Below are 24,398 nucleotides of genomic sequence, written 5' to 3'. Positions count from 1 at the left end.
AAAAGTGATCTCGTAACAATCGGTTAAAGGGTTGCGACGGACTAGAACTGCTGGCCCATCATCATTTCGAACTTGTGACGGCCGCTGGTGCCGATCCTGTCGAGACCGTAACCGTACACGAAGCCGATGGGACCCATGGGAGAGTACCAGCTGATACCTGCGCCGGTGCCCTTGTACAGGCCGAGCGAAGGCTTGGTTCCCTTTCGGGTCGGGGCGGAGAACATCATCTCGTCCTCCTTCCAGGAGTTGCCGGCATCGAAGAAGACCATGCCCTGGACGCCGTATTCCTTGCTCAACTGACGCTTGAGTTCAAGATTCATGTAGAACGCCTTGGTTCCGCCCTCGGACGAATCGGCGGAGTCGAGCGGCGTGATGGCGTACTGCGAATAGCCGCGCACCGATCCCACACCGCCGAGCTCGAACCGCTCCGTGGTCGGGACGTCGGTCTTCCCGAAGTTGCGGTGCAGGAATCCCGCCCAGAACTTGGAGTGGAACACGACTTCCTCGAAGGCGGGCTTGTACCACTCGAACGAACCGAGGTACTTGACGAAATCATCCGTACCCTGAAGCGGTCCGCCGCCGAAGATAAGCGAGAACGACGTGACCGTACCCTCGGTCGTGTTCATGAAGTTGTCGCGGGTGTCACGGGTGATCGTACCGGCCAACTGACTCAGGAAGTGCGATCCCTTGTCTTCCCAAACGGTGGAGGAGGCATCTTCATCGATGTTGCTCAGCACGTAATACTCGGCGGTATACGAACCGGTGAGAGTGGAGTACTCGCCGACGGGATAGGACAGGGAAAGGACCGAACCGGTGGAATCCTTGTTGTAATCGTTGAAGTCTTCTTCCCGATGGTGCGCCTCGGCACCGAATCCCACTTCGGAATCGTTGACGTGTGGGTTGTTGAACTGGAGCGAAAAGACCGATTTGCGGCCGCTGAACGCGCTGTTGAAGCCCAGGTTGTAGCCCCGGCCGAACAGGTTGCTCTCGGAGATGCCCGCCGCGATGTAGAAGCTGTCATAGGTGGAATAGCCGACGCCGCCGCCGATGCGGCCGGTTGCCTTGTCCTTGACCTTGACCATGAGGTCCATTTCCTCGGGGTCGCCGGTCGGGGTGGGCGAAATGTCGACTTTCTCGAAGAAGCCCAGGTTGTTGAGACGCTGGTGCGAGCGTTTCAGCTTGTCGCCACTGAACATGTCGCCATCGGCCAGGCGCATCTCGCGCATGATGACGTTGTCGCGGGTGGCGGTGTTGCCCTCGATAAGCACGCGGCGGATATGCACCCGCTGGTGCTTGGAGATGGTGTAGATCACGTCCACGGTCTTGTTCACGGCGTCGTCCTTGAGATTCACCTGAACGTCCGCATAGGCGTAACCGTAATTGTTGTAATAATTGGTCAGGGTCTCAACATCCTGCTTGAGCAGGGTGCGGTTGAAATAGTCGTCCTCGTCCTTCAGCTTGCTCACGGCCGTGAGCGACTTGAGGGTGCTCGGGTCCTCGATGAGGTCGCCCTTGAAGGCGGTCTCGCCCATCTTGTAGCGATCGCCTTCCCAGACCTGGTAGATGACGTCGATGCCGTCGTCCTTGATCTCGACCTCGGGCTTGCCGACCTTGACGTCGATGAAGCCCTTGCTGTTGTAGAAGGCCTGGATGGCCGCCGCGTCGCGGTCGAGCATCTCCTCTTTCAAGACGCCCGTGTTGGTGATCCAGGAAAGCCAGCCCCGCTCCTTGAGGGCGAGCACATTCTTGATGTCGTCGGGATCGACCTGCTTGGCGCCGTCGATGATGACGTGCTGGATGTAAAGCTTCGGCCCCTCGTCGATGACGAAGGTCAGGCGGGCCACGCCCGCGCCCTCGTCCTCGACCTCGTGGGTCACCTTGGCCTTGTAGTAGCCTTCCTTGCGGTACATCTCGCGGATGACGCGGATGTCGTCCGCCAGGACCTTCGGGTTGATGACGCCGCCCTTCTTGGTGGACAGGGCCTCGATGATGTCGTCGGCATCGATGGCGCTCGCGCCCTTGACGCCCAGGGCCTGGATGCGCGGCTTCTCCTTGACCACGAAGACGACCTTCTTGCCGTCCGGGACGGTGTCGACCTTGACTTCGACGTCATCGAAATAACCGAGATCGTAAATATTCTTGAGAGCGGTGTTGACGGCCTTGGCGGTCAGCATGTCCCCTTTCTGGAGAGTGAGGCGCATCAGGACGACGTCCTTGTCCAGGACCTGGGTCCCTTCCACGTCCACCTCGGCGATGACGTCGCTCTTGAGCAGGTTCATCTTCATCCGGTCGACCAGTCCGTCGACGGCGGGCAGGAGGTTGATGAGCCCCTCCTTCTTCACGGAAATCTTGCGTCCCTCGTCGGCGTCGTAGGCGCCCACCAGGCGGGCGTCCAGAGTCAGGTCGTCGCCGATCTGGTTCAGCGAGCCGTAGACCGAGACGTTGGCGCCGGCGAGCAGGGCCAGCTCGCGGGCGTTCTTCACGGTGACGTCGGTGATGCCCTTCTCCTCAAGGAGCCGGGAGACCTCGGCGGGGTCGACGGTCTGGAAACCGGCCTCGCGCAGCCGGTCGGAGATGAGTTCGGGCAGGCTGTCCTTGAGATAGGAGAGATCGTCACCGGCGTTGATGACGAACGGCAGCACGGCCACCTTCACATCCTGCGTGACGTTGTCCGCCGCCCGCCCGACCCCGGTCAGGCCGAGAAGCAGGACGATCATCATCACCAAACCGCGAAAGCGACTACAAGGCATAGAGTTCTCCTAGGCGCAATTCCACCCGCCGATGCATGAGGGCGGCCAGATCCGGATTATGCGTCACCACAATAAACGTCATTCCCAACTCTCTATTGAGGGAAACCAGGAGGTTGCCGATCATCGCGCCGTTCTCCTCGTCGAGGTTTCCCGTGGGCTCGTCCGCCAGCAGCACCCGGGGCCGAAGCAGGACGGCCCTGGCGATGGCGGCCCGTTGCCGCTCTCCTCCCGACAGCGTCGTCACCTTGTGTTCGAGCCGATGCCCGAGGCCGACCATGTCGAGCGCTTCCCGCGCCATCCTGATGCTTTCCGTCCGGCCCTTGCCCGCGATGATGGCGGGCATGGCCACGTTCTCCAGGGTGGAGAACTCCGGCAACAGGTGGTGAAACTGGAACACGAATCCGATGGACCGGTTCCGGAGCTCCGCGCGCTCCCTGTCCCCCAACCCGTTCAGGTTGACGCCGTTCATGTAAATCTGCCCGGATGTCGCGTCGTCCAGGGTTCCAAGTATGTGCAAAAGCGTCGTCTTGCCCGAGCCCGACGCGCCCAGCACGGCCAGTGATTCGCCCGACTCGATGGTCAGGTCAACCTTTCGCAGCACCCGGACCGGCTCCGTGGGGCCCGCGAATTCCTTGCTCACTGCAACCAGTCGGTATAATGCGTCGCTACTCATAACGCAAGGCGTCGCTCGGGTTCAGTGCCGCCGCCCGACGGGCCGGATAAATGGTCGCCAAAAAACACAACATGAACGCCGCGGCGCCGATGAGCGCCAGATCGAGCGCCTCCAGCCGCACCGGCAGGTAATCCACCGGGTAGACGTTGCTCGGCAGCTTGATGAACTGGTACTTCTTGAGCAGCAGGCTCACCGGGACCCCGATCAGGTAGCCGATGACCGTCCCGGCCAGGCCGATGAACGTCCCCTGCATCATGAAAATCCGCCTTACGCTGGCCCCGTCCGCACCGATGGACATGAGCACCGCGATGTCCTTTGTCTTCTGTATTACCAGCATGACCAGGGTCGTGACAATGCTGAACGAGCCCACCAGCACTATCATGGCCAAAATGATGAACATGGCCGACTTTTCGAGCTGCAACGCCGCGAAAAGGTTGGCGTTCATCTCCTGCCAGTTGCGCACGTACACCGTGAACGAACCGATCTTCTCCCGGAGCAGCTTGGAGATGTGGTCGACGTTGTAGACGTCGTCCACGCTGATCTCCAGCCCGGAGACAACGTCGCCCTTGAAGCCGAGCAGGGCCCGGGCCGCCGGGATGGTCACGTAGCCGAGCGAAGAGTCGTACTCGAACATGCCGGTGCGGAACACGCCCGCCACAACGAACCGGCTCACCTTGGGGGTGAAGCCAGCCGAGGTGGACCGTCCGGACGGCGAAAGCAGGTTGACCTCGGACCCCTCGGTCAGCCCCAGCCGCTTGGCAAGCTCCGATCCGATGATGATGCCGGGGGTCTCCCCGTTGGCGTCCAGGTTCGCCACGCTGCCGCCGACCATGTCCTTGGACAGGCTCAGCACGGTGTCGGAGGTGCCGGGATCGATGCCCCTGAGGACCACGCCCTTGACGCCGCCGCGCGTGGACAGCATCACCTCCGAATAGACGAACGGGGTCACGCCGGTGACGCCGGGGACCGCCTTCGCCTCTTCGGCCATTTCCCGGTAATCCTTGATGCCGCCCCGGACCGAGGTGACCAGGATGTGGGCGTTGACGCCGAGGATCTTGTCCCGCAGGTCGGTCGAGAACCCGTTCATCACGCCGATGACCACGATGAGCGCGCCCACGCCGATGGCCACCCCGCACACGGCGAAGAGCGAAATGACGGAGATGAACGACTGTTTGCGCAGGGCGAACAGGTATCTCAGGGCGACGAACGTTTCAAAGCGCATACTGGTCCGTTGTTGCGGGCTCTCTGCCGGATTCTAGGCGACTTCCGGCCTCAGCAGCGGGAACAAGATCACTTCGCGGATGGAGGCGCTGTCCGTGAGCAGCATGACCAGGCGGTCGATGCCGACGCCCTGTCCGGCAGCCGGGGGCATGCCGTACTCCAGGGCGCGGACGTAGTCCTCATCCATGAAATGGGCCTCTTCGTCTCCCGCCTCCTTTTCCTTCACCTGCTCCTCGAAACGGCCGCGCTGGTCGACGGGGTCGTTCAGTTCGGAGAAGGCGTTGGCCATCTCCCGGCCGGTCATGAACAGCTCGAAGCGGTCCGTGATGTCCGGATTGTCCTCGTTTCTCCTGGAAAGGGGCGAAATATCGGTCGGGTAATGATAAATGAAATGGGGCTGGATGAGCTTCGGCTCCACCAGGATGTCGAAGAGCTTGGCCTGGAGCTTGCCCAGCTTCTCGCCCTCGACGACCTTCTCCCCCTTCTCCTTCACCAACGCCTTGCACTTGTCGTAATCCGTGTAGACCTCGGGCGGCACGCCGCCGACCTTTTCCAGGGACTCGTGGAAGGGCAGGCGCGTCCACTTGCCCACGGTCAGGTCGATCATCTCGCCCTGGTAGGGCACCACGGTGGTCCCGAGAGCCTTCATGGCCACGCGGGAGAACATCTCCTCGGTCAGGTCCATGAGGTTCCGGAAATTGGCGTAGGCCCAGTAGAACTCGAGCATGGTGAACTCGGGATTGTGCCGGGTCGATATGCCCTCGTTGCGGAAGTTCCGGTTGATTTCGTAGACCTTCTCCATGCCGCCCACCAGAAGCCGCTTGAGGTAGAGCTCGGGCGCGATGCGCATGTAGAGCTTCATGTCCAGGGCGTTGTGGTAGGTCTCGAAGGGCTTGGCCGTGGCGCCGCCGGGAATGGACTGCATCATGGGCGTCTCGACTTCCATGAAGCCCTTCTCGTCCAGGAAGCAGCGCAGCTCCCGGACCACGGCCGAGCGGATCTTGAATATCTCGGTGGTGCGCGGGGTGACGATGAGGTCCAGGTAGCGCTGGCGGTACCGCGTCTCCACGTCCTTGAGGCCGTGGTACTTCTCGGGCAGCGGGCGCATGGACTTGGTGACGAGCTTGAATCCCTTGGTCTTGAGGGTCAGCTCGCCCGTCTTGGTGCGGAACAGGGTGCCCGCCACGCCCACGATGTCGCCGAGGTCGGTCTTCTTGAAGAGCTGGTAGTCCTCGGTACCGAGATCGTCCCTGGCGGCGTAGACCTGGATGCGGCCAGTGCGGTCCTGGAGGTGGAAGAAGGTGACCTTGCCGAAGGAACGGTAGGAGACCACGCGCCCGGCCACGGTGAATTCCTGCCCGGACGCCTCCAGATCCTCTTCGCTCGTTTCTCCGAACCGGCCCCAAAGGTCCTGTATCTCGGTATCGCGATGGAAATCGTTGGGATAAAGCGGGATACCTTCATCGAGAAGCGTGCACGCCTTCTCAACCCGGGTCTTGATGACGGAGTTGAGTTCATCCTTGGCCTGCAGGGCCTCCAGCATGGGCATGAAACGCTGCGCATGCTCGGACTTGGTCGCAAGCTTCACCGTATTATTGCTTTTTTTATTCTGTGCCAATTTTTTCCCTGTCTCCCGAAAAGTCTAGAAAAAACCAAGAGACGTTGAATGCGTAAGCCAAATAACGCTTCCCGTCAAGAAAATGAACCCTTTAACATTCACAAAAGCCGAACCGGAATTTAAAAAAAATCTCAAATTTCCCCTTGACCCGGCAGGGGTGATTCGTTTAAACCCTCTTTCGCTTCAAGTCAAAGTGTTCCCCAGTAGCTCAATAGGCAGAGCGGGTGACTGTTAATCACTAGGTTCGCGGTTCAAGTCCGTGCTGGGGAGCCAGAGTAAATACAACCCCTTGGTCCATAGGCCAAGGGGTTTTTTCTCTTTTTTTATTCCCTTTGATTACGGCCTGTTACCCTTGGCTGGCCACAGAAAGCGCTTGCCGCCCGCAGACGATTGGATTAAGAGCCACCCGTTATGACCACATTGACCATCACCGTTCTTCTCGTCGGCTGCGGCGCCCTGCTCGCCTTCGTCATCTACAATCGGGTCTTCAAGACCCAAACCCGCGAGCGGCCCAACATCAATATCGACTTCGACACCGCCAAGGAACGCGAGGACAAGAACCGCTACTTCAGCTGATCCCGCGCCCGTCCCGAACGAAACAGAAAAGCCGTGTCCACACGGCTTTTTCCATTTGCGATTGTTTTTCCCGGTTACATGGCATATCTGGTTAATCAACAACCATAGTAAGATGCCATGAAAAAACTCGTCCTGTTCACCGCATTTTCCGTCCTTCTCGCCCTCTCCGCCTGCTCGGACGCGCCCTCGAACCGCTTCCAGGGATATGTGGAGGGGGAATACGTCGAGGTCGCCTCGCCCATCGGCGGCACGCTGACAGGTCTCGAGGTCTCGCGCGGCCAGCAGGTGGCGGCGGACGCTCCGCTCTTCGTCCTGGACGACACCTTTGAGCGGGCGGCGGCGCACGAGGCCGCCCACGGGCTCCAGCGGGCCAAGGACAACCTGGCCAACCTCGAAAAGGGCCGCCGTCCCTCGGAGATCGCCACCATCGAGGCCCGGCTGAAGCAGGCCACCACCCTGGCGGGTCTGGCCAAGATCGAATACGAGCGGCGGCAAAAGCTCATCGCCGAGCAGACCATCTCCCAGGAGGAGCTGGACCGCGCCCGCAGCGACTACAACCAGAAATACCACGCCGTCCGCGAGATCGAGTCGGAGCTGACCACAGCCCGGCTGGGCGGCCGCAGCGACGAAGTCCGCGCGGCCCAGGCCGAGGTGCAGCAGGCCCGGGCCAAGCTGGACCAGGCGCAGTGGAACCTGGACCAGAAGTCCAAGGCCGCCCCGGCCGCCGGGCTGGTCTTCGACACCCTGTACCGCGTGGGCGAATGGGTGGCGGCGGGCCGGCCCGTGGTCAGCCTGCTTCCGCCGGCCAACGTGGAGGTCCGCTTTTTCGTGCCCGAGACCGTGGTCGGCCGTCTCGCAAAGGGCTGGCGGGTCCTGATCGCCGTGGACGGCGAAACGACCCCGGTCCCGGCCGAGATCACCTACATTTCCCCCTCGGCCGAGTACACGCCGCCCGTCATCTACTCCACCGAAAGCCGGGCCAAGCTCGTATTCATGGTCCGGGCCAAGCCCACGGCGGCCGACGCGCCCCGGCTCCACCCCGGACAGCCCGTGGACGTGACCGTGCCCGAACTGGCCGCCGCCGGACAAGCCGCGCCATGAACGGCGGGACCGTCATCGACGTCCACGGCCTGACCAAGGCCTTCGACGGAAAGACCGTGGTGGACGGACTGGACATGACCATCCGCCGGGGCGAAATCTACGGCTTCCTGGGCCCCAACGGCTCGGGCAAGACCACCTCCATCCGCATGCTCTGCGGCCTGCTCACCCCGGACGCCGGGTCCGGCGTCTGCCTGGGGTTCGACGTCATCCGCGAGTCGGACAAGATCAAGCCCCACGTGGGCTACATGACCCAGAAATTCAGCCTCTACGAGGACCTGACCGTGCGCGAGAACCTGCTCTTCACCGCGCGCATCTTCGGCCTCGCCGATCCGAACCGGCTGGTGGACGGCTGCATCGAGCGCATGGGCCTCGGCCCCTTCGAGCACCGGCTGGCGGGCAACCTCTCGGGCGGATGGAAGCAGCGCCTCTCGCTGGGCGCCTGCACCCTGCACTCGCCGGACCTGCTGCTCCTGGACGAGCCCACGGCCGGCGTGGACCCCGGCGCGCGGCGCGACTTTTGGGACCACGTCCACGCCCTGGCCGCCGAGGGGATCACGGCCCTCATCTCCACCCACTACATGGACGAGGCCGAGCGCTGCCACCGGCTGGCCTACCTGGCCTACGGCCGCCTGCTGGCCTCGGGCACCGTGGAGGAGATCGTGGAGGGCGCAGGGCTGACCACCTGGAGCGTGGCTTCACGCAACCCGGGAGCAGGACTGCACGGCCTGACCGAAAGACTTCGTCCCCTGCCTGGAGTGGACCAGGTGGTGGCCTTCGGCAACACCCTGCACGTCAGCGGCCGCGACGCAGCCCCGCTGGAGCGGGCCATCGCCCCCTTCCGCACGGACGGGCTCGCCTGGACCATCATCGACACGAGCCTGGAGGAGGTCTTCATCGACCTCATGCGCCAGAGCCGGGACGGCCTGAAATGAGGATGTTCGACTGCAAGCGGTTCGCGGCCATGGTCGGCAAGGAGTTTGTGCAGATGCGGCGCGACCGGCTGACCTTCGCCATGCTCATCGGCATCCCGCTCATCCAGCTCATCCTCTTCGGCTACGCCATCAACTCCGACCCGCGCCACCTGCCCGCCGGGGTGCTCTCGGCCGACAACTCCCGCTTCGCCCGGTCCATCGTGGCCGGAATGCAGACCAGCACCTTCTTCGACATCACCCGCCACCCGTCCACGCGGGCCGAGGCCGACAGGCTCCTGCGGGACGGCGACGTCCTCTTCGTCCTGACCATTCCCGAGAACTTCGGCCGAGACCTGCTGCGGGGCGACCGGCCCGTGCTCCTGCTCACGGCCGACGCCACCGACCCCCTGGCATCGGGCCGTGCGGCCATGGCCTTTCCGGAGATCGTCCGCCTCGCCCTGGCCCGCGAGCTGACCGGGCCGGACGCCGACCTGAACCAGACCGAGCCGCCCGTGGACGTGCGCATCCACAATCTTTACAACCCCGAGGGCGAGACCCAGTACAACATCGTGCCCGGCCTCATGGGCGTCATCCTGACCCTGACCCTGGTCATGATCACCTCCCTGGCCATCACCCGCGAGTCCGAGCGGGGAACCATGGAGCACCTGCTCTCCACGCCCATCCGGCCCCTGGAGGTCATGCTCGGCAAGATTGTCCCATACATCCTGGCGGGCTACATCCAGATGACCCTCATCGCCGCAGCCGCCCGCTTTCTGTTCAACGTGCCCATGCAGGGCAGCGTCATCCTGACCTTCGCCCTCTCCCTGGTCTTCATCGGAGCCAACCTCTCCGTGGGCGTGACCATTTCCACCGTGGCCCGCAACCAGTTGCAGGCCGTGCAGATTTCCATTTTCTTCTTCATGCCCTCCCTGCTCCTGTCCGGATTCATGTTCCCGTTCAAGGGGATGCCGGACTGGGCCCAGGCCATCGGCTCCATCCTGCCCCTGACCCACTACCTGCTGCTCATCCGGGGCATCCTGCTCAAGGGCAACGGCTTCATGGACTCCCTGCCCCACCTCTGGCCCATCCTGGTCTTCTGGGCCGCCGTGGTGGCCGCCGGGCTCAAGCAATTCCGCCGCACCCTGGACTAGCGGGCCCCGTCCGCATAACTTGAATGCAATACCTTCCGCGCAACAAAGGATCGTACCGGCCATGAACCTCTCCGCCCCGGCAGGGCTGCTCGGCGGCCTCGGCCTTTTCCTGATCGGCATGCGCCTGATGACCGAAGGGCTGCGCCAGGCGGCCGGGCCGGCCCTGCGCTCCATCCTCGGCACCTGGACCAGCACCCCGCTGCGCGGCCTGGCGAGCGGTTTCCTGATAACGGCCCTGGTCCAATCATCCAGCGCGGTCACCGTGGCCGCCATCGGCTTCGTCAACGCGGGCCTGATGACCATGGCCCAGTCCGTCGGCGTCATCTTCGGCAGCAACATCGGCACCACGGTCACGGGCTGGATCGTGGCCGCCGTGGGCGTGAGCGTTGAGGTCAAGGCCCTGGCCCTGCCCCTCATCGGCCTGGGCGCGCTCCTCGCCCTCACGGGCGAAAACAGCCGCCGCAAGCATCTGGGCGACGCCCTGTTGGGCTTCGGCCTCTTCTTCCTGGGCATCGAGACTCTGCAATCCGCCTTCCACGAGGTCGAATATTCCCTCGACCTCGCCACCCTCTACCAGGGCAGCTTCCTCGACGTGCTCACCTTCCTGGGCGTGGGCTTCGGGCTGACCCTGCTCATGCAGAGCTCCAGCGCGGCCATGGCCCTGGTCCTCACGGCGGCCATGACCGGCGTCGTGGACCTGGGCAGCGCGGCAGCGGCGGTCATCGGCACCAACATCGGCACCACCACGACCGCCCTGTTCTCGGTCATCGGGGCCACGTCCAACGCCAAGAAGGTCGCGGCCGCCCACATCCTCTTCAACCTCGGCACAGGCGCGGCGGCAATCTTCCTCATCCCGTTCTTCCTGCGCGTGGCCGGGCAAGTCGTCACCCAGGACGACCCGGCCCACATCGCCACCATCCTGGCCGCCTTCCACACCGCCTTCAACCTGCTCGGCATCGCCCTCTTCCTGCCCTTCACCCACCAACTGGTCGGCTTCCTGGACCGGCACATCGGCGTGGGCGAGGCCGAGCTGGGCCGCCCGCGCTACCTGGACGACAACGTTCTCAAGGAGCCGACCATGGCCATGGAGGCCCTCTACATGGAACTCGGACGGCTGGGCGAAACCACCCGGCTCCTGGCCCGCAACGCCCTGACCTCCAAATTCCGGCACAAGGATTTCATCCGAGACCGGGCGGCCATCGGGGCCCTGGTGGCGGCCATCAGGAACTACTGCATCAAGATGCAGCGCCAACGCCTGCCCGCCGCCATCGCCGACAGGCTCCCCCAGGCCCTGCGCGTGGTCCAGTATTTCGTCAAGGTCGTGGACATCATCGACGAGGTCTCGCGCGAGCATGTCCTGCTCGACCACGCGCTGCCCGGCATGGCCGCGGAGTCGGCCCGCCACTTCCGGCGCGAGGTGCGCGACATCCTGGAGACCGCGCACACTCCCTGCGCCGAGGAATTCGAGGACCTCGAAAAGCTGCTGCGCCAACTCCACGACGACTACGACGAACTGAAGGAGTCCCTGCTCCGCCTGGGCAGCCAGGAGCGAATCGAGCTCGACCGCATGGTCGCGCTGCTGAACTACTACTCGCGCATGCGGGTCATGTGCGAACAGGCGGCCAAGGGCACCGTGCACTGGGCCATGTTGCGCGAGCGCGAGGCCGCCTGCGGCCCGACGGGCGAAACGGAGCGGACCGACGGCATTGGTGCAAACTGAGGGTTCACCTGGAAACCCGGAACGGAACCTGTTAGGCTCCGCCGCATGGAGCGACTCCCAATGAACAGAAAATATCTCGCCGTCACCCTGATCGCCTGCGCCGCCCTGCTTTGCGGCGGGGCCTATCTCCTCATCTCCCACACCGCCAAGGAAGGCCCGGAGCTGCGCCAGACCGTGGCCCCGCCCGCCGAGCCTCCGGCCAAGGCCCCGGACTGGGTCAACAACGGCCAGAACCCGCTGCCCGACTATTCCACGGCAGACGCCGAAGCGCACAACGCCACTCCGGTCCCCAAGCCCGGGCCAGCGCCCGAGCCCAAGCCGCAGGTCGTCGAAATCCGCGAAGACAGGATGGTCACCTTCACCTTCCTCGACAACATGGTGGACTATTTCCTCGAACGGTTCACGCCCGACGCGGGCAACGGCAAGCCCGCCACCACCGCCTCGGCCATGGGCCTGAACATGCGCTACGGACGGGACCTGGAAGGCCTGACCGTTTCCGGCGACGACATCCTGGCCATGCGCACGGCCGTGCTCGACTACGTCTTCACCCCGGACACCATCAAGACCCTGGGCGACATGTACGGCCAGTTCTTCGTCCAGGAGCTGGCCGACGCCGCCCAGAACGAACCGAGGGAGTATCGCGTGGCCGGAAGCGCGTCGACCCGGACCCTGACCCCGGCCGAGACTGCCGACATGCTCCGCCTCGACGCGGGGGTGCTGGAGCGGACGGCCACCGCCCTGCGCACCGTGGCCACCGACAAGGAAGTGACCGACCTGGCCGGGAAGTACCTCCAGGCCGCCAAGGCCGTGAAGCGGGCCAACGCCCAGCTTCAGAAGGACCTCTCCGAACAGCGCGACCCCCACGAGGCGGGCCAGCGATACAAACAGGCCATCCTCCAACGGGAGAGCATCAAGACGGCCATCGTCTCGCGCATGCGCAAGTCCTGCCCGACCTGCGCGCAGGGCGACGCCTTCTACCTCGCGCAGTGGGCCTACCGCCGCACCCTGGGCGACACGGCTCGGCTGCCCGTCTTCGCCGCCGCGGCCGACGCCCTGGACGCCCTTTCCGCCCGGTTCCTGCAAAAGAGCGTTGCCCTGAAATCGGAATAATTGCTCATATGGGCTTGCCTTTCCCAAAGATAGGAACTATTCTCAAATACATTCCATCCACAACCATCCTTGGAGGAAGGTCATGTATTTCAAACAAATCACCACGCCCGGCCTGGGCTGTTTCTCCTACGTCATCGGTTGCCCCGCCGCCCGTGAGATGGTCGTCGTCGATCCCAAGCGCGACGTGCAGGACTACCTGGACATCTCCCGCAACGAGGGGATGCGGATCACCCACGTCATCGACACCCACGTTCATGCGGACCACGTTTCCGGAGCGCAGGAGTTGAAGTCGCGCACCGGCTGCGACGTCATGGTCTACGAGACCACGCCCGCCACCTACGCCTTCACACCCCTCAAGGAAGGGCGGAAGCTGGTGGTCGGCAACGCGGGCCTGGAGGTCCTGCACACCCCCGGACACACCCCGGACTCCCTCTCCCTGCTGGTCACCGACTTCACTCGCGGGCAGGAGCCCTGGATGATCCTCACCGGCGACGTGCTCTTCGTGGGCGACATCGGCCGCCCGGACCTGGTGGGCGGCGCGCGCCTGGAGGAGCAGGTGGCCAACCTGTACAATTCCCTGTACGTCAAGCTGGCCAAGTATCCCGACGACCTGGAGGTCTTCCCGGCCCACGGCGCGGGGTCGCTGTGCGGGCGCGGCATGAGCTCCAAGCCGAGCTCCACCCTCGGGTTCGAACGGCGGCACAACCCCATGCTCGGCTTCGACACCTTCGAAAAATTCCACGAGGCCATGACCGGCAACTTCCCGGAGCGGCCCAAGAGCTTCACCCACATCATCGGCACCAACGCCAATGGCGCGCCGCTGCTGGAGCGCTGCCCCGTCGACCTGGCCATGGAGCCCGACCGCTTCGAGGAGCGCATGCAGGACGGCGGCGTGGTCATCGACGTGCGCAACGCCGCCTCCTATGCCGGATACCACATCCCCGGCTCCATCAACATCGGCTTCGACCCCGGCCTGGCCAACTGGGTGGGCATGGTCGTGGCCCCGGACGCGCACCTGCTCCTGGTGGTCGAGAACAAGGAGGACTACGAGCGCATGCGCACGGAGCTCCACCGCATCGGCTACGACAACATCTTCGGCTACCTCATGGGCGGCATCCAGTCCTGGGTCTACAGCGGCCGACCTGTGAACAGGCTGACCATCGACTCGAACCAGGACGTCAAGAACTGCCTGGACAACGGCAAGCAACTGTCCATCGTCGACGTGCGCACCCCGGCCGAGACCGCGGGCGGCGTCATCCCCGGTGCGGTGCGGATTCCCCTGACCAAAATCCTGGCCGGGGACTTCGACCTCCCCGAGGACGGCAAGCACCTCATCTACTGCGCCTCGGGCTACCGTTCCAACATCGCGGCGTCCTACCTGCAACAGCACGGCTACTGGAACGTCCGGGCCCTGGCGGGCGGTTTCCTCGCCTGGACGCGGGCGGGCTATCCCGTCGAAAAATAAGGGCTGAACGCGGCCCGGACCGACGACCGGTCCGGGCCGCTTTTCTTTTTTCGGCAGGCGGCCCGGCAGGGCCACTTCCCCTCCGTTCAGGCGAACGATTCGGTAAGCGGCGCGGATTTGTCGGGCAACGGTCCGCATAGGGGTTGACCTCCAAGGCGGAACGGGCCACTACTCATACAGGATAGGAATGTTCCGGCAGCCGCCTTCCGTTGCCGGACGCTTTTCCACGCGCCGGGCGCGGGGACGCCAAGACGCCCGCACCGGCCGCCGCAGGCAGGAATTCTTCAATAGAAGCAGGTCCAATACAAAACCTCGGAGTAAGAGAAATGGCCAAGAAAATGAAGACTATGGACGGGAACACCGCCGCCGCTCACGTGGCTTACGCCATGTCGGAGACGGCCGCCATCTATCCCATCACCCCCTCCAGCCCCATGGGCGAGATCGCCGAAGAGTGGGCGGCCCAGGGACGCAAGAACATCTTCGGGCAGACCGTCCAGATCCGGCAGCTCCAGTCCGAAGCAGGCGCGGCCGGCGCGGTCCACGGCTCCCTGGCTGGCGGCGCGCTGACCACCACCTTCACCGCCTCACAGGGCCTCCTGCTCATGATCCCGAACATGTACAAGATCGCGGGCGAGCTCCTGCCCGGCGTGTTCCACGTCTCGGCCCGGGCCGTGGCCGGACACGCCCTGTCCATCTTCGGCGACCACCAGGACGTCATGGCCTGCCGCCAGACCGGCTTCGCCCAGCTCTTTTCCAACTCCGTCCAGGAGGTCATGGACCTCTCCCTGGTGGCCCACCTGGCCGCCGTCGAGTCCTCGGTCCCGTTCATCTCCATCTTCGACGGCTTCCGCACCTCCCACGAGATCCAGAAGATCGCCGTCATCGACTACGAGGACATGAAACCGCTGCTGAACATGAAGAAGGTCGCCGAATTCCGCCAGAAGGCCATGAACTTCGAGCACCCGAACATTCGCGGCACCGCCCAGAACCCGGACATCTACTTCCAGGGACGCGAGGCGGCCAACGCCTACTACGACGCCCTTCCGGACATCGTCACCGAGGCCATGAAACAGGTCGGCAAGATCACCGGCCGCCGCTACAAGCTCTTCGACTACATCGGCCACCCCAAGGCGGACCGCATCATCATCGCCATGGGCAGCGGCTGCGAGACCATCGAGGAGACGGTCAACCACCTGAACGCCAACGGCAAGAAGGTCGGCCTGGTCAAGGTCCGCCTGTACCGCCCGTTCTCGGTCAAGCACCTGCTCCGGGCCATCCCCAAGACCGTCAAGAAGATTGCCGTCCTCGACCGGACCAAGGAAGCGGGCGCCCAGGGCGAACCTCTCTACCTCGACATCTGCGCCGCATACGCGGGCAAGGCCAACGCCCCGGTCATCGTCGGCGGCCGCTACGGCCTCGGCTCCAAGGACTTCACCCCGGCCCAGGCCAAGGCGGTCTACGAGTCCCTCGCCAAGCCCAGGCACGGCTTCACCGTGGGCATCAACGACGATGTGACCGGCACCTCGCTCTTCGACTGCGACTGCGTGGACACCACCCCCGAAGGCACCGTCCAGTGCAAGTTCTGGGGCCTCGGCTCCGACGGCACGGTCGGCGCGAACAAGCAGGCCATCAAGATCATCGGCGACAACACCAACATGTACGCCCAGGGCTACTTCGCCTACGACTCCAAGAAGTCGGGCGGCATCACCATCTCCCACCTGCGCTTCGGCAAGAAGCCCATCCAGTCCACCTACCTCATCCGCGACGCTGACTACATCGCCTGCCACAACCCGAGCTACGTCAACCTCTACGACGTGCTGGACGGCATCAAGGACGGCGGCACCTTCGTGCTCAACTGTCCCTGGTCGGCCGAGGACATGGACAAGAAACTGCCCGCCGCCATGCGCAAGACCATCGCCGAGAAGAACCTCAAGTTCTACACCGTCGACGGCGTGAAGATCGCGGGCGAGGTCGGCCTGGGCGGCCGCATCAACATGGTCATGCAGACCGCCTTCTTCAAGCTGGCCAACGTCATTCCGTTCAAGAAGGCCGTGGAGCTGCTCAAGGACGGCATCAAGAAGGCCTACGGCAAGAAGGGCGACAAGATCGTCAACATGAACAACGCCGCCGTGGACAAGGCCGCCGACGCCATCGTCGAGATCGCCGTGCCCGAGGCGTGGAAGACCCTCAAGGTCCCGGCCGCCAAGGCGGGCGCGGGCTCTGCCTACGTCAAGAACGTCATGCGTCCGGTCCTGGCCCAGAAGGGCGACACGGTCCCGGTCTCCGCCCTCTCCCACGACGGCACCATGCCGTCGGCCACCACCCAGTTTGAGAAGCGCGGCGTGGCCATCCTGGTGCCCGAGTGGATCAAGGAAAACTGCATCCAGTGCAACCAGTGCGCCTTCGTCTGCCCCCACTCCGCCCTGCGCCCGGTGCTGGCCGCCGACGCCGAACTCAAGGAAGCGCCCGCGTCCTTCGAGACCGTGCCCGCCATCGGCAAGGAGGTCCAGGGCATGCAGTTCCGGCTCCAGGTCAACACCTTGGACTGCCAGGGCTGCGGCAACTGCGCCGACATCTGCCCGGCCAAGGAGAAGGCCCTGGTCATGAAGCCCATCGCCACACAGACCGACCCCGAGGTGGCCAACTTCGACTTCTCCGACAAGGTCTCCTACAAGGACGCCTTCGCCCGCGAGACGGTCAAAGGCTCCCAGTTCCGCAAGTCGCTCATGGAATACTCCGGCGCGTGCGCGGGCTGCGGCGAAACCCCGTACGTCAAGGTCATCACCCAGCTCTTCGGCGAGCGCATGATCGTTGCCAACGCCACGGGCTGCTCCTCCATCTGGGGCGCTTCCGCGCCGACCGCGCCGTACTGCGTCAACGCCGACGGCCACGGCCCGGCCTGGGGCAACTCCCTGTTCGAGGACGCGGCCGAGTTCGGCTTCGGCATCGAGATGGCCGTGGACCAGCGCCGCAAGCACCTGGCCGAGCTGGTCAAGGCGGCCGCCAAGGAGGAATCCGGCGCGCTCAAGACCAAGCTCAACGCCTGGGCCAAGGGCATGAACGACCCGGTCGAGTCCAAGGCTGCGGGCGAGAAGCTCAAGGCCGCCCTCAAGGGCACGCGCAAGAAGGCGCTCAAGGAGATTCTGGACATGGCCGACCTGTTCACCAAGCCGTCCGTCTGGGTCTTCGGCGGCGACGGCTGGGCCTACGACATCGGCTACGGCGGACTGGACCACGTCCTGGCCGCAGGCAAGGACATCAACGTTCTGGTCCTCGACACCGAGGTCTACTCCAACACCGGCGGCCAGTCCTCCAAGGCCACGCCGCTCGGCTCCATCGCCAAGTTCGCGGCCTCGGGCAAGTCCACCGAGAAGAAGGACCTGGGCCGCATGGCCATGACCTACGGCTACGTCTACGTGGCCTCGGTGGCCATGGGCGCGAACAAGAACCAGTTCCTCAAGGCCATCAAGGAGGCCGAGGCCTACCCCGGCCCGTCCCTGGTCATCGCCTACGCCCCCTGCATCAACCAGGGCATCAAGAAGGGCATGGGCAAGACCCAGTTCGAGGAGAAGCTGGCGGTGGATTCCGGCTACTGGCCGCTCTACCGCTATAACCCGCAACTGGTCGACGAGGGCAAGAACCCGTTCATCCTGGAGTCCAAGGCTCCTGACGGCACCCTCCAGGAGTTCCTCTCCGGCGAGAACCGCTACGCCATGCTGGAGCGGCTCTACCCCGAGTTCTCCAAGGAGTACCGGGCCCAGATCGAGAAGGACTTCAACCGCCGCTACGAGACCCTGAACCACATGGCGGGCGGCGGCTGCGAAGAGAAGAAGTAACCGAGGCCGCCAACGAAACGACGAGGCGCCCGCAGTTCGCTGCGGGCGCCTTTTTCATGTCCATGCAATTCGCGGCACGGCGTTGACCTGTCCGCCCCGCTCGGCTAATTTGTCTTGCTGGCCAAAACCGTCGCCGCCCGCAGGCGGCATTGTGGGGAGAGATGAAGGGAAAGACGATGCGCACCGCAAAAAACAAGAAGACCCGGAAATCGCTTTCCGGGCCTTCGGGCTTTCTGAGTGGTGGGTCACCAAGGAATCGAACCTTGAACCTCCGGATTAAGAGTCCGCTGCTCTGCCAATTGAGCTAGTGACCCACTCGGGGTGTCGTGCGTTCCCGCAGCGACGGAGAGATAACTATAGGGACCGCCTCCATTTGTCAACATGAAAAATAATTTTGTCTCACTTTTTTCCAGACAGGATTCCATGCGCCGCAGAAACATAGCAACCACCCTGGTTTTCACGCTAATTGTCCTGGCCCTCGCCGCGCTCGCCCAGGGCGCTTCCCTGGCCGATTCCGTGCTCTCAACGCGGGTCGAGGCCTTCCGGGCCGGGGCCGACGTCCTCCTGACCGTCACCCTGGACATCCAGGAGGAGTGGTACACCTATGCCGACAAGCCCGGAGGCCTGGGCAAGCCCACCAGGCTGACCGGATTCACCGCCGACGAAAGCCCCCTGGCCGAGTTCTATCCGGTCGGCATCTCCAAGCAGGACAGCTTCGACCCCAAGGTCACGGTCAACACCTACAAGAGCGGCACCCGGCTCTTCGCCCTCATCCCGGCGGCCACGGCCGCGTCCTTCCCGGTGCGCATGGAGCTGGACCTGCTCCTGTGCCACCCCACCAAGTGCGTGCCCGCCCGGCGGACGCTCTCCCTGCCCGCCCCGGCCTCCGGCATCGCCGGGCTGCCCGACGCCACGGCCCAGCCCTGGTGGACCGAGTACGCCGCCCTGAAGCGGCCCGTGGCCAAGGAGCCGGTCGCGCCCCCGGCCGTCACCTCGCCGGAGGATAAGGCGCCCGAAGTCTGGGACTTCACCCCGCGCTACCTGCGTCCCGGCCTGGAGGTGGCCGGACTGCTCTCGGCCGTGCTCATGGGGCTGGTCGCCGGGCTCATTCTCAACGTCATGCCCTGCGTGCTGCCCGTGGTCAGCCTGAAGCTCTCCGCCCTGCTCAACGCGGCGGCCGAGGACGAGGCCGAGCGGGTCCGCCGCTTCCGGGAGCACAACGCCTTCTTCGTCCTCGGCGTGCTCGCCTTCTTCCTGTTCCTGGCCCTGGTCCTGGGCGGCACGGGCCAGGCCTGGGGCGCGCTCTTCCAGAAGCAATGGCTGGTCCTGGCCGTGGCCGGGGTCGTCCTCGCCCTGGCGCTCAGCCTCTTCGGCCTCTTTCACCTGCCGGTCATCGACCTCAAGTTCGGGACCAGGTCGGCGAGCCCGCGCACCCAGGCCTTCTTCACCGGCTGCCTGACCACGCTCCTGGCCACGCCCTGTTCCGGCCCGTTCCTCGGCGGCGTGCTCAGTTGGGCGCTCATCCAGGGGCCGGTGATCATCGCCGCCGTCTTCGTGGCCATCGGCCTGGGCATGTCCCTGCCCTACCTGCTGCTCATCGCCCGGCCCGGCCTGTCGCGCTTTCTGCCCCGCTCGGGCCCTTGGATCGAATACGTGGAAAAAGGCGTGGCCTTCTTCCTGGTGGGCACGGCCTTCTACCTGGCGGCCATCGCCCTGGGCGGCGACGCCCTGCGATACCTGGCCCCGCTCTGGGGGCTGCTCTTCGGCGGCTGGATCTGGCTGCGCACGCGCATGGCCAGGCCCGTGGCGGCCTGGACCTTCCGCCTGGCCGCCGTGGTCCTGTTCGCCGCCCTGCTGGCCTGGACCGCGCCCACCACGGTCGCCCCCACGGACTGGGAGCGTTTCGACCCCGCCACGTTCAGCGAACGACTGGGCAAGGAGAAGCTCTTCCTCGACTTCACGGCCGACTGGTGCCCGACCTGCAAGGCCCTGGAGGCCACGGTCCTGACCCCGGTGAACGTGGCCCGCTGGCGCGACCAGTACGGCGTGACCTTCGTGAAGGTGGACCTGACCGAGCGCGACGTGGAGGGCGAGGCCCTGCTCCGCGCCCTCGGCAGCGCGTCCATCCCCACGGCCGCCCTGTTTTCCCCCGGGCCCGAAAGTTCGTCCCCGCTGGTGCTGCGCGACCTGTTCACCGCATCACAGCTTGAAACCATCTTGAAATCGTGGGATTAATCGCCGACATCAACCAGGAGGCTCCATGCTCGATTTCCAATATTACATGCCCACCCGCATCCTCTTCGGCCCCGACTCGCTGGCCAAACTCGGCGAAACCCCGCACCTGCCCAGGGGCAAAAAGGCCATGATCGTCATCGGCGAGTCCGGGACCATGGTCAGACACGGCTACCTCTCCCGCGTCCAGGGCCTCCTGGCGAAACAGGACGTGCAGACCATCGTCTTCGACAAGATCCGGCCCAACCCGGAGTCGGACACCGTGGACGAGGCGGCGGCCCTGTGCCGCGAGCACGGCGTGGACTTCGTGGTCGGCCTGGGCGGCGGCTCCACCATCGACTCGGCCAAGGCCATCGCCCTGATGGCGGCCAACACGGGCAAGTACTGGGACTACATGCTCTCCGGCAGCGGCGGCGGCCAGACCCCGGAAAAGGAAGCCCTGCCCGTGGTGGCCATCCCGACCACGGCGGGCACCGGCACCGAGGCCGATCCCTGGACCGTGGTCACAAAGTCCGGCTCGTCCGAAAAGATCGGCTGGGGCGACGACTCCACTTTCCCGGCCCTGTCCATCGTGGACCCGAAGCTGATGCTCTCCGTGCCGCCCCGGCAGACCGCCTATACCGGCATGGACGCCTTCTTCCACGCGGCCGAGGCCTACCTGTCCACCCGCCGCCAGCCAGCCAGCGACGCCCTGGCCTTGGAGGCCGTGCACCTCATCGCCCACACCCTGCCCCAGGCCGTGGCCGAGGGCGACAACCTGGAGGCGCGCACGGTCATGGCCTGGGCCTCCACCGCCGCCGGGCTGTGCGAGACCTATTCCTCCTGCATCTCCCAACACTCCCTGGAGCACGCCCTGTCCGCCTTCCACCCGGACCTGCCCCACGGGGCCGGGCTGGTGCTGATCTCCAAGGCGTACTTCGGCTTCCTGGCCGCCTGCGGCGAGGACCGGCTGGCCGACCTGGCCCTGGCCATGGGCGACACCCTGGCCGAGGACATCGAGGAGGAAGTGGAGGGCGTGGCCTTCCTGGACGCCCTGGACCAGCTCATCGAAAGCGTAGGCCTGGGCGAGGAGAAACTCTCGGACTACGGCGTCGCCCGCGAGGAGATTCCGGCCCTGGCCGACAACGCGCTCACCACCATGGGCAAGCTCTTCGCCGTCACGCCGATCAAGATGAACCGCGAGGACGTCATCGCCATCTTCGAGGCGGCCTACGCATAGTGGAGGCGAGATGGGCTACCTGGAGACCGTCCCCGAACTGGCCCCGCTTTACGCCGGGGCGGACTACGTGGAGGAGAAAACCATCGAGGGGAGCGCGGACCTGCGCCGGTTCATTGCAGGCATGATGCGCCGTCCCACTTGGCTTGGCGCGCTGTTCACGCTCCGGAAGATCCTGGTCCGCCCCTTCGGCATCCGCCAGGAGCGCGTGGAGGGGGACGGACTCCGGCCCGAGGACGTCCCCTTCGCCCCCGGCGAAAAGTGCCGGGGCTTCACCGTGACCTGCGGCCGCGAGGGCGAGCACCTGGCCATGCACATCGACGATCCGCACCTCAAGGCCCAGGTGATCGTTGCGGCGGTCCCCTTGCCGCTCGGCGGCAACCGCTTCCACGTGGCCACCATCGTCCATTACAACAACCGACTGGGCCCGATCTATTTCAGCATCATCCTCCCCTTCCACCACTTGGTGGTCGAGTCCATGATGCGCAAGGGAGCGAAGGCTTAGTCATTCCGTCGCCTGCGGCGTCTTTATGCAACCTTGACGGTTCAGGTTGCGCAACCGCCCATATTTCTGTAGAAAAACATCGATACCTATATCAAGGAGTCGTATTGATGCCCTTTCTCGAAACCCTGAACGGACTCGACATCTTCTTCATCGTCTGCGCTCTTGTCGGAGGCATTCCCCTCGCCATCCGCTTCGTCCTCCAGTTCACGGGGGCCGATTTCGGCGACCACGCCTCCATGAGCGCGGACTTCGAATCCCCGGACGGCGGGACTTCCTTCGACGCAGACGCCAGCCTGAAGTTCCTGTCCCTGCACGGGCTGACCTCCTTCCTGATGATGTTCGGCCTGGTCGGCTTCGCGCTCTACCGGCAGAGCGAGGCCGGGGCCGCCTATTCCCTGCTGGGGGCCACGGCCGCCGGCCTGGCCTCGTTCTGGGTCATCTCCCGGCTCTTCCGGCTGCTCTCCTCGATGCAGAGCAGCGGCACACTGCACATCGGCCAGGCGGTCGGCTGCAAGGGCAAGGTCTACACCACCATCCGCCCGGGCAAGACCGGCAGCGTGATGGTCACCTGCCTCGGCCGCCTGCGCGAATACGACGCCTCGTCGGCGGACGGCGGCGAACTCAAGACGGGAACCCTGATCCGGGTGACCGAAGTCAACGGCAACACGCTCATCGTGGTTCCCATCCAATAATCCCAGGAGCAGTCCATGTACTACGAGATATCCTCCCTCGGCCTCTGGGCCCTGCCCATCATCGCGTTCATCGTCCTGATCGTCGCCACGCTCACCTTCCTGGCCTCGCGCTACAAACGCTGCCCGTCGGACATGATCCTGGTGGTCTTCGGCAAGGTCGGCGAGGGACAGTCCGCCAAGTGCATCCACGGCGGCGGCGCCATCATCTGGCCGCTGATCCAGGACTTCAGCTACATGAGCCTGACGCCCATGACCATCGCCATCCCGCTGCAAAAGGCGCTGTCGCTCCAGAACATCCGCATCAACGTGCCCAGCACGTTCACGGTGGGCATCAGCACCGAGGCGGGCATCATGCAGAACGCCGCCGAGCGCCTGCTCAACCAGACCCAGCAGGAGATCGAGGACATGGCCATGGAGATCATCTTCGGCCAGCTCCGCCTGACCGTGGCCTCCCTGACCATCGAGCAGATCAACCAGGACCGCGAGAGCTTCCTGGAATCCGTGCGGGAGAACGTCTCCCCCGAGCTGAACAAGATCGGCCTCTACCTGATCAACGTGAACATCACGGACATCACCGACGAGTCCGGCTACATCGACTCCATCGGCAAGAAGGCGGCCGCCGAGGCAATCAACCAGGCCAAGGTGGACGTCGCCGAGCAGAACAAGCTGGGCGCCATCGGCGAAGCCAGCGCCAACAAGGAAAAGGACATCCGGGTCGCCGAGAACGTGGCCCAGTCCGAAAAGGGCCAGAAGCAGGCCGAGGCGGACCGGCGCGTCTTCGTGCAGCAGCAGGAGGCCACCGCGTCCATCGGCGAGGCAGACGCCAACCGGGAGATGGAGATCCGGGTCGCCGAAAACCTGGCCCAGGCCGTCAAGGGCAAGAAAAAGGCCGAGGCGGACCAGCGCATCTACGTCCAGGCCCAGGAGGCCGAGGCCATCAAGGGCGAGAACACGTCCAAGGCCGACATCGCCCAGGCCGACGCCGACCTGCACGTCAAGCAGGCCGAGGCCATGCAGCAGGGCGAGGTGGCCAAGCGCAAGGCCGAGGCTGAAATTCAGAAAGCCCAGTATCTGGCCGAGCGCGAACGGCTGAACGCCGAGCAGGTCGCCGTCCAGGAAATCGAAAAGCGGAAGATCGAGATCGCCGCCGAGGCCGAGGCCGAAAAGACCCGGCGCGAGGCCAAGGGCCGGGCCGACGCCACGCTCATGCAGTACGAGGCCGAGGCCAAGGGCATCCGGCAGGTCCTCGAAGGCAAGGCCGAGGGCTACCGCCTGCTGGTGGAGAGCACCGGCGGCGACGCCAAGGCGGCCGCGACCATGCTCCTCCTCGAAAAGATCGAAAGCATCGTGGAGACGCAGGTCGAAGCCGTCAAGAACCTGAAGATCGACAAGATCACGGTCTGGGACGGCGGCAGCGGCGACGGATCGTCCTCCACGGCCAACTTTTTCTCGAACATCGTCAAGAGTCTGCCGCCCCTCCAGGAAATCACCAAGATGGCCGGGCTCGAACTCCCGGAATACCTGGGCCGGATGAAGGAAGAACCCGCCGCCAAGGACGAGGACGAAAAGGAATAACTCCTTTCCCGCCGAAAAACGAGAACTCCCGGATGGTCGCCGTCCG

17 protein-coding genes and 2 tRNA genes are annotated in these 24,398 nt (G+C 64.6%); 14 read left to right on the top strand and 5 right to left on the bottom strand.

Features of this window, described 5'->3' with window-relative positions:
- Positions 1 to 41 precede the first annotated feature (41 nt).
- The 4 genes from bamA to lysS are packed head-to-tail and all read right to left on the bottom strand — an operon-like array spanning position 42 to position 6,187.
- Entirely contained in the window at positions 42 to 2,750 is a 2,709-nt protein-coding gene (gene bamA / locus PHP91_RS01080; RefSeq protein ID WP_300135666.1) for an outer membrane protein assembly factor BamA, read from the bottom strand.
- Complete coding sequence (locus PHP91_RS01075) at positions 2,740 to 3,423, bottom strand: ABC transporter ATP-binding protein (RefSeq protein WP_300135664.1); 684 nt, start codon at positions 3,421 to 3,423, stop codon at positions 2,740 to 2,742. Before PHP91_RS01075 ends, bamA begins: the two co-directional genes overlap by 11 nt.
- The gene (locus PHP91_RS01070) at positions 3,416 to 4,645 is read right to left on the bottom strand and encodes a lipoprotein-releasing ABC transporter permease subunit (protein WP_300135662.1); all 1,230 of its coding nucleotides are present in this window, start codon (positions 4,643 to 4,645) and stop codon (positions 3,416 to 3,418) included. The genes PHP91_RS01075 and PHP91_RS01070 overlap by 8 nt, the downstream gene beginning before the upstream one ends.
- Before the next feature lie 33 nt (positions 4,646 to 4,678).
- Positions 4,679 to 6,187 carry a lysine--tRNA ligase gene (gene lysS / locus PHP91_RS01065; protein WP_300135693.1) on the bottom strand — a complete coding sequence of 503 codons (1,509 nt, stop codon included), beginning with the start codon at positions 6,185 to 6,187 and terminating at the stop codon, positions 4,679 to 4,681.
- A gap of 272 nt (positions 6,188 to 6,459) precedes the next feature.
- On the opposite strand from lysS, the gene PHP91_RS01060 reads away from it, so the two are divergent.
- From PHP91_RS01060 to nifJ, 9 genes are all read left to right on the top strand, one after another.
- Positions 6,460 to 6,535: transfer RNA gene (locus PHP91_RS01060), tRNA-Asn, on the top strand.
- A 138-nt stretch (positions 6,536 to 6,673) separates the two neighbouring features.
- Positions 6,674 to 6,838 (top strand): hypothetical protein, encoded by a 165-nt coding sequence (locus tag PHP91_RS01055; RefSeq protein ID WP_300135660.1) that lies wholly within the window; start codon positions 6,674 to 6,676, stop codon positions 6,836 to 6,838.
- Positions 6,839 to 6,955: 117 nt separating this feature from the next.
- Positions 6,956 to 7,939 (top strand): HlyD family efflux transporter periplasmic adaptor subunit, encoded by a 984-nt coding sequence (locus PHP91_RS01050; RefSeq protein WP_300135658.1) that lies wholly within the window; start codon positions 6,956 to 6,958, stop codon positions 7,937 to 7,939.
- Positions 7,936 to 8,871 carry an ABC transporter ATP-binding protein gene (locus tag PHP91_RS01045; RefSeq protein ID WP_300135656.1) on the top strand — a complete coding sequence of 312 codons (936 nt, stop codon included), beginning with the start codon at positions 7,936 to 7,938 and terminating at the stop codon, positions 8,869 to 8,871. Before PHP91_RS01050 ends, PHP91_RS01045 begins: the two co-directional genes overlap by 4 nt.
- A complete protein-coding gene (locus PHP91_RS01040) occupies positions 8,868 to 10,001 on the top strand; it encodes an ABC transporter permease (protein ID WP_300135654.1) in 1,134 nt (377 codons plus the stop codon). The genes PHP91_RS01045 and PHP91_RS01040 overlap by 4 nt, the downstream gene beginning before the upstream one ends.
- Positions 10,002 to 10,062: 61 nt before the next feature.
- A complete protein-coding gene (locus PHP91_RS01035; protein ID WP_300135652.1) occupies positions 10,063 to 11,721 on the top strand; it encodes a Na/Pi symporter in 1,659 nt (552 codons plus the stop codon).
- Positions 11,722 to 11,781: 60 nt separating this feature from the next.
- Positions 11,782 to 12,831 (top strand): hypothetical protein, encoded by a 1,050-nt coding sequence (locus PHP91_RS01030; protein ID WP_300135650.1) that lies wholly within the window; start codon positions 11,782 to 11,784, stop codon positions 12,829 to 12,831.
- Between the two features lie 82 nt (positions 12,832 to 12,913).
- Positions 12,914 to 14,296, top strand: coding sequence for a rhodanese-like domain-containing protein (locus tag PHP91_RS01025; RefSeq protein ID WP_300135648.1), 1,383 nt, complete (start codon positions 12,914 to 12,916; stop codon positions 14,294 to 14,296).
- Positions 14,297 to 14,622: 326 nt separating this feature from the next.
- Positions 14,623 to 18,132 (top strand): pyruvate:ferredoxin (flavodoxin) oxidoreductase, encoded by a 3,510-nt coding sequence (gene nifJ, locus PHP91_RS01020; RefSeq protein WP_300135646.1) that lies wholly within the window; start codon positions 14,623 to 14,625, stop codon positions 18,130 to 18,132.
- 238 nt (positions 18,133 to 18,370) lie between these two features.
- Here nifJ and PHP91_RS01015 read toward each other — a convergent pair.
- A tRNA-Lys gene (locus tag PHP91_RS01015) sits at positions 18,371 to 18,446 on the bottom strand.
- A gap of 109 nt (positions 18,447 to 18,555) precedes the next feature.
- Between PHP91_RS01015 and PHP91_RS01010 the strand changes: the two genes are divergently transcribed.
- The 5 genes from PHP91_RS01010 to PHP91_RS00990 all read left to right on the top strand — a co-directional run bounded on the left by PHP91_RS01010 (position 18,556) and on the right by PHP91_RS00990 (position 24,352).
- Positions 18,556 to 20,367 carry a cytochrome c biogenesis protein CcdA gene (locus PHP91_RS01010; protein ID WP_300135644.1) on the top strand — a complete coding sequence of 604 codons (1,812 nt, stop codon included), beginning with the start codon at positions 18,556 to 18,558 and terminating at the stop codon, positions 20,365 to 20,367.
- A 25-nt stretch (positions 20,368 to 20,392) separates the two neighbouring features.
- Complete coding sequence (locus tag PHP91_RS01005) at positions 20,393 to 21,583, top strand: iron-containing alcohol dehydrogenase (RefSeq protein ID WP_300135642.1); 1,191 nt, start codon at positions 20,393 to 20,395, stop codon at positions 21,581 to 21,583.
- A gap of 10 nt (positions 21,584 to 21,593) precedes the next feature.
- Positions 21,594 to 22,085: a DUF2867 domain-containing protein gene (locus tag PHP91_RS01000; RefSeq protein ID WP_300135640.1), complete on the top strand. Its 492-nt coding sequence runs from the start codon at positions 21,594 to 21,596 to the stop codon at positions 22,083 to 22,085.
- A 107-nt stretch (positions 22,086 to 22,192) separates the two neighbouring features.
- Complete coding sequence (locus PHP91_RS00995; protein WP_300135638.1) at positions 22,193 to 22,777, top strand: NfeD family protein; 585 nt, start codon at positions 22,193 to 22,195, stop codon at positions 22,775 to 22,777.
- 15 nt (positions 22,778 to 22,792) lie between these two features.
- Positions 22,793 to 24,352: a flotillin family protein gene (locus tag PHP91_RS00990; RefSeq protein WP_300135636.1), complete on the top strand. Its 1,560-nt coding sequence runs from the start codon at positions 22,793 to 22,795 to the stop codon at positions 24,350 to 24,352.
- The last annotated feature ends 46 nt before the right edge of the window (positions 24,353 to 24,398 follow it).

The organism is Pseudodesulfovibrio sp. (assembly GCF_028692895.1).
Classification (GTDB): Bacteria; Desulfobacterota; Desulfovibrionia; order Desulfovibrionales; family Desulfovibrionaceae; genus Pseudodesulfovibrio.
The sequence above is the reverse complement of the archived record's forward strand: the minus strand, read 5'-3'. Positions and strand labels throughout refer to the sequence as shown.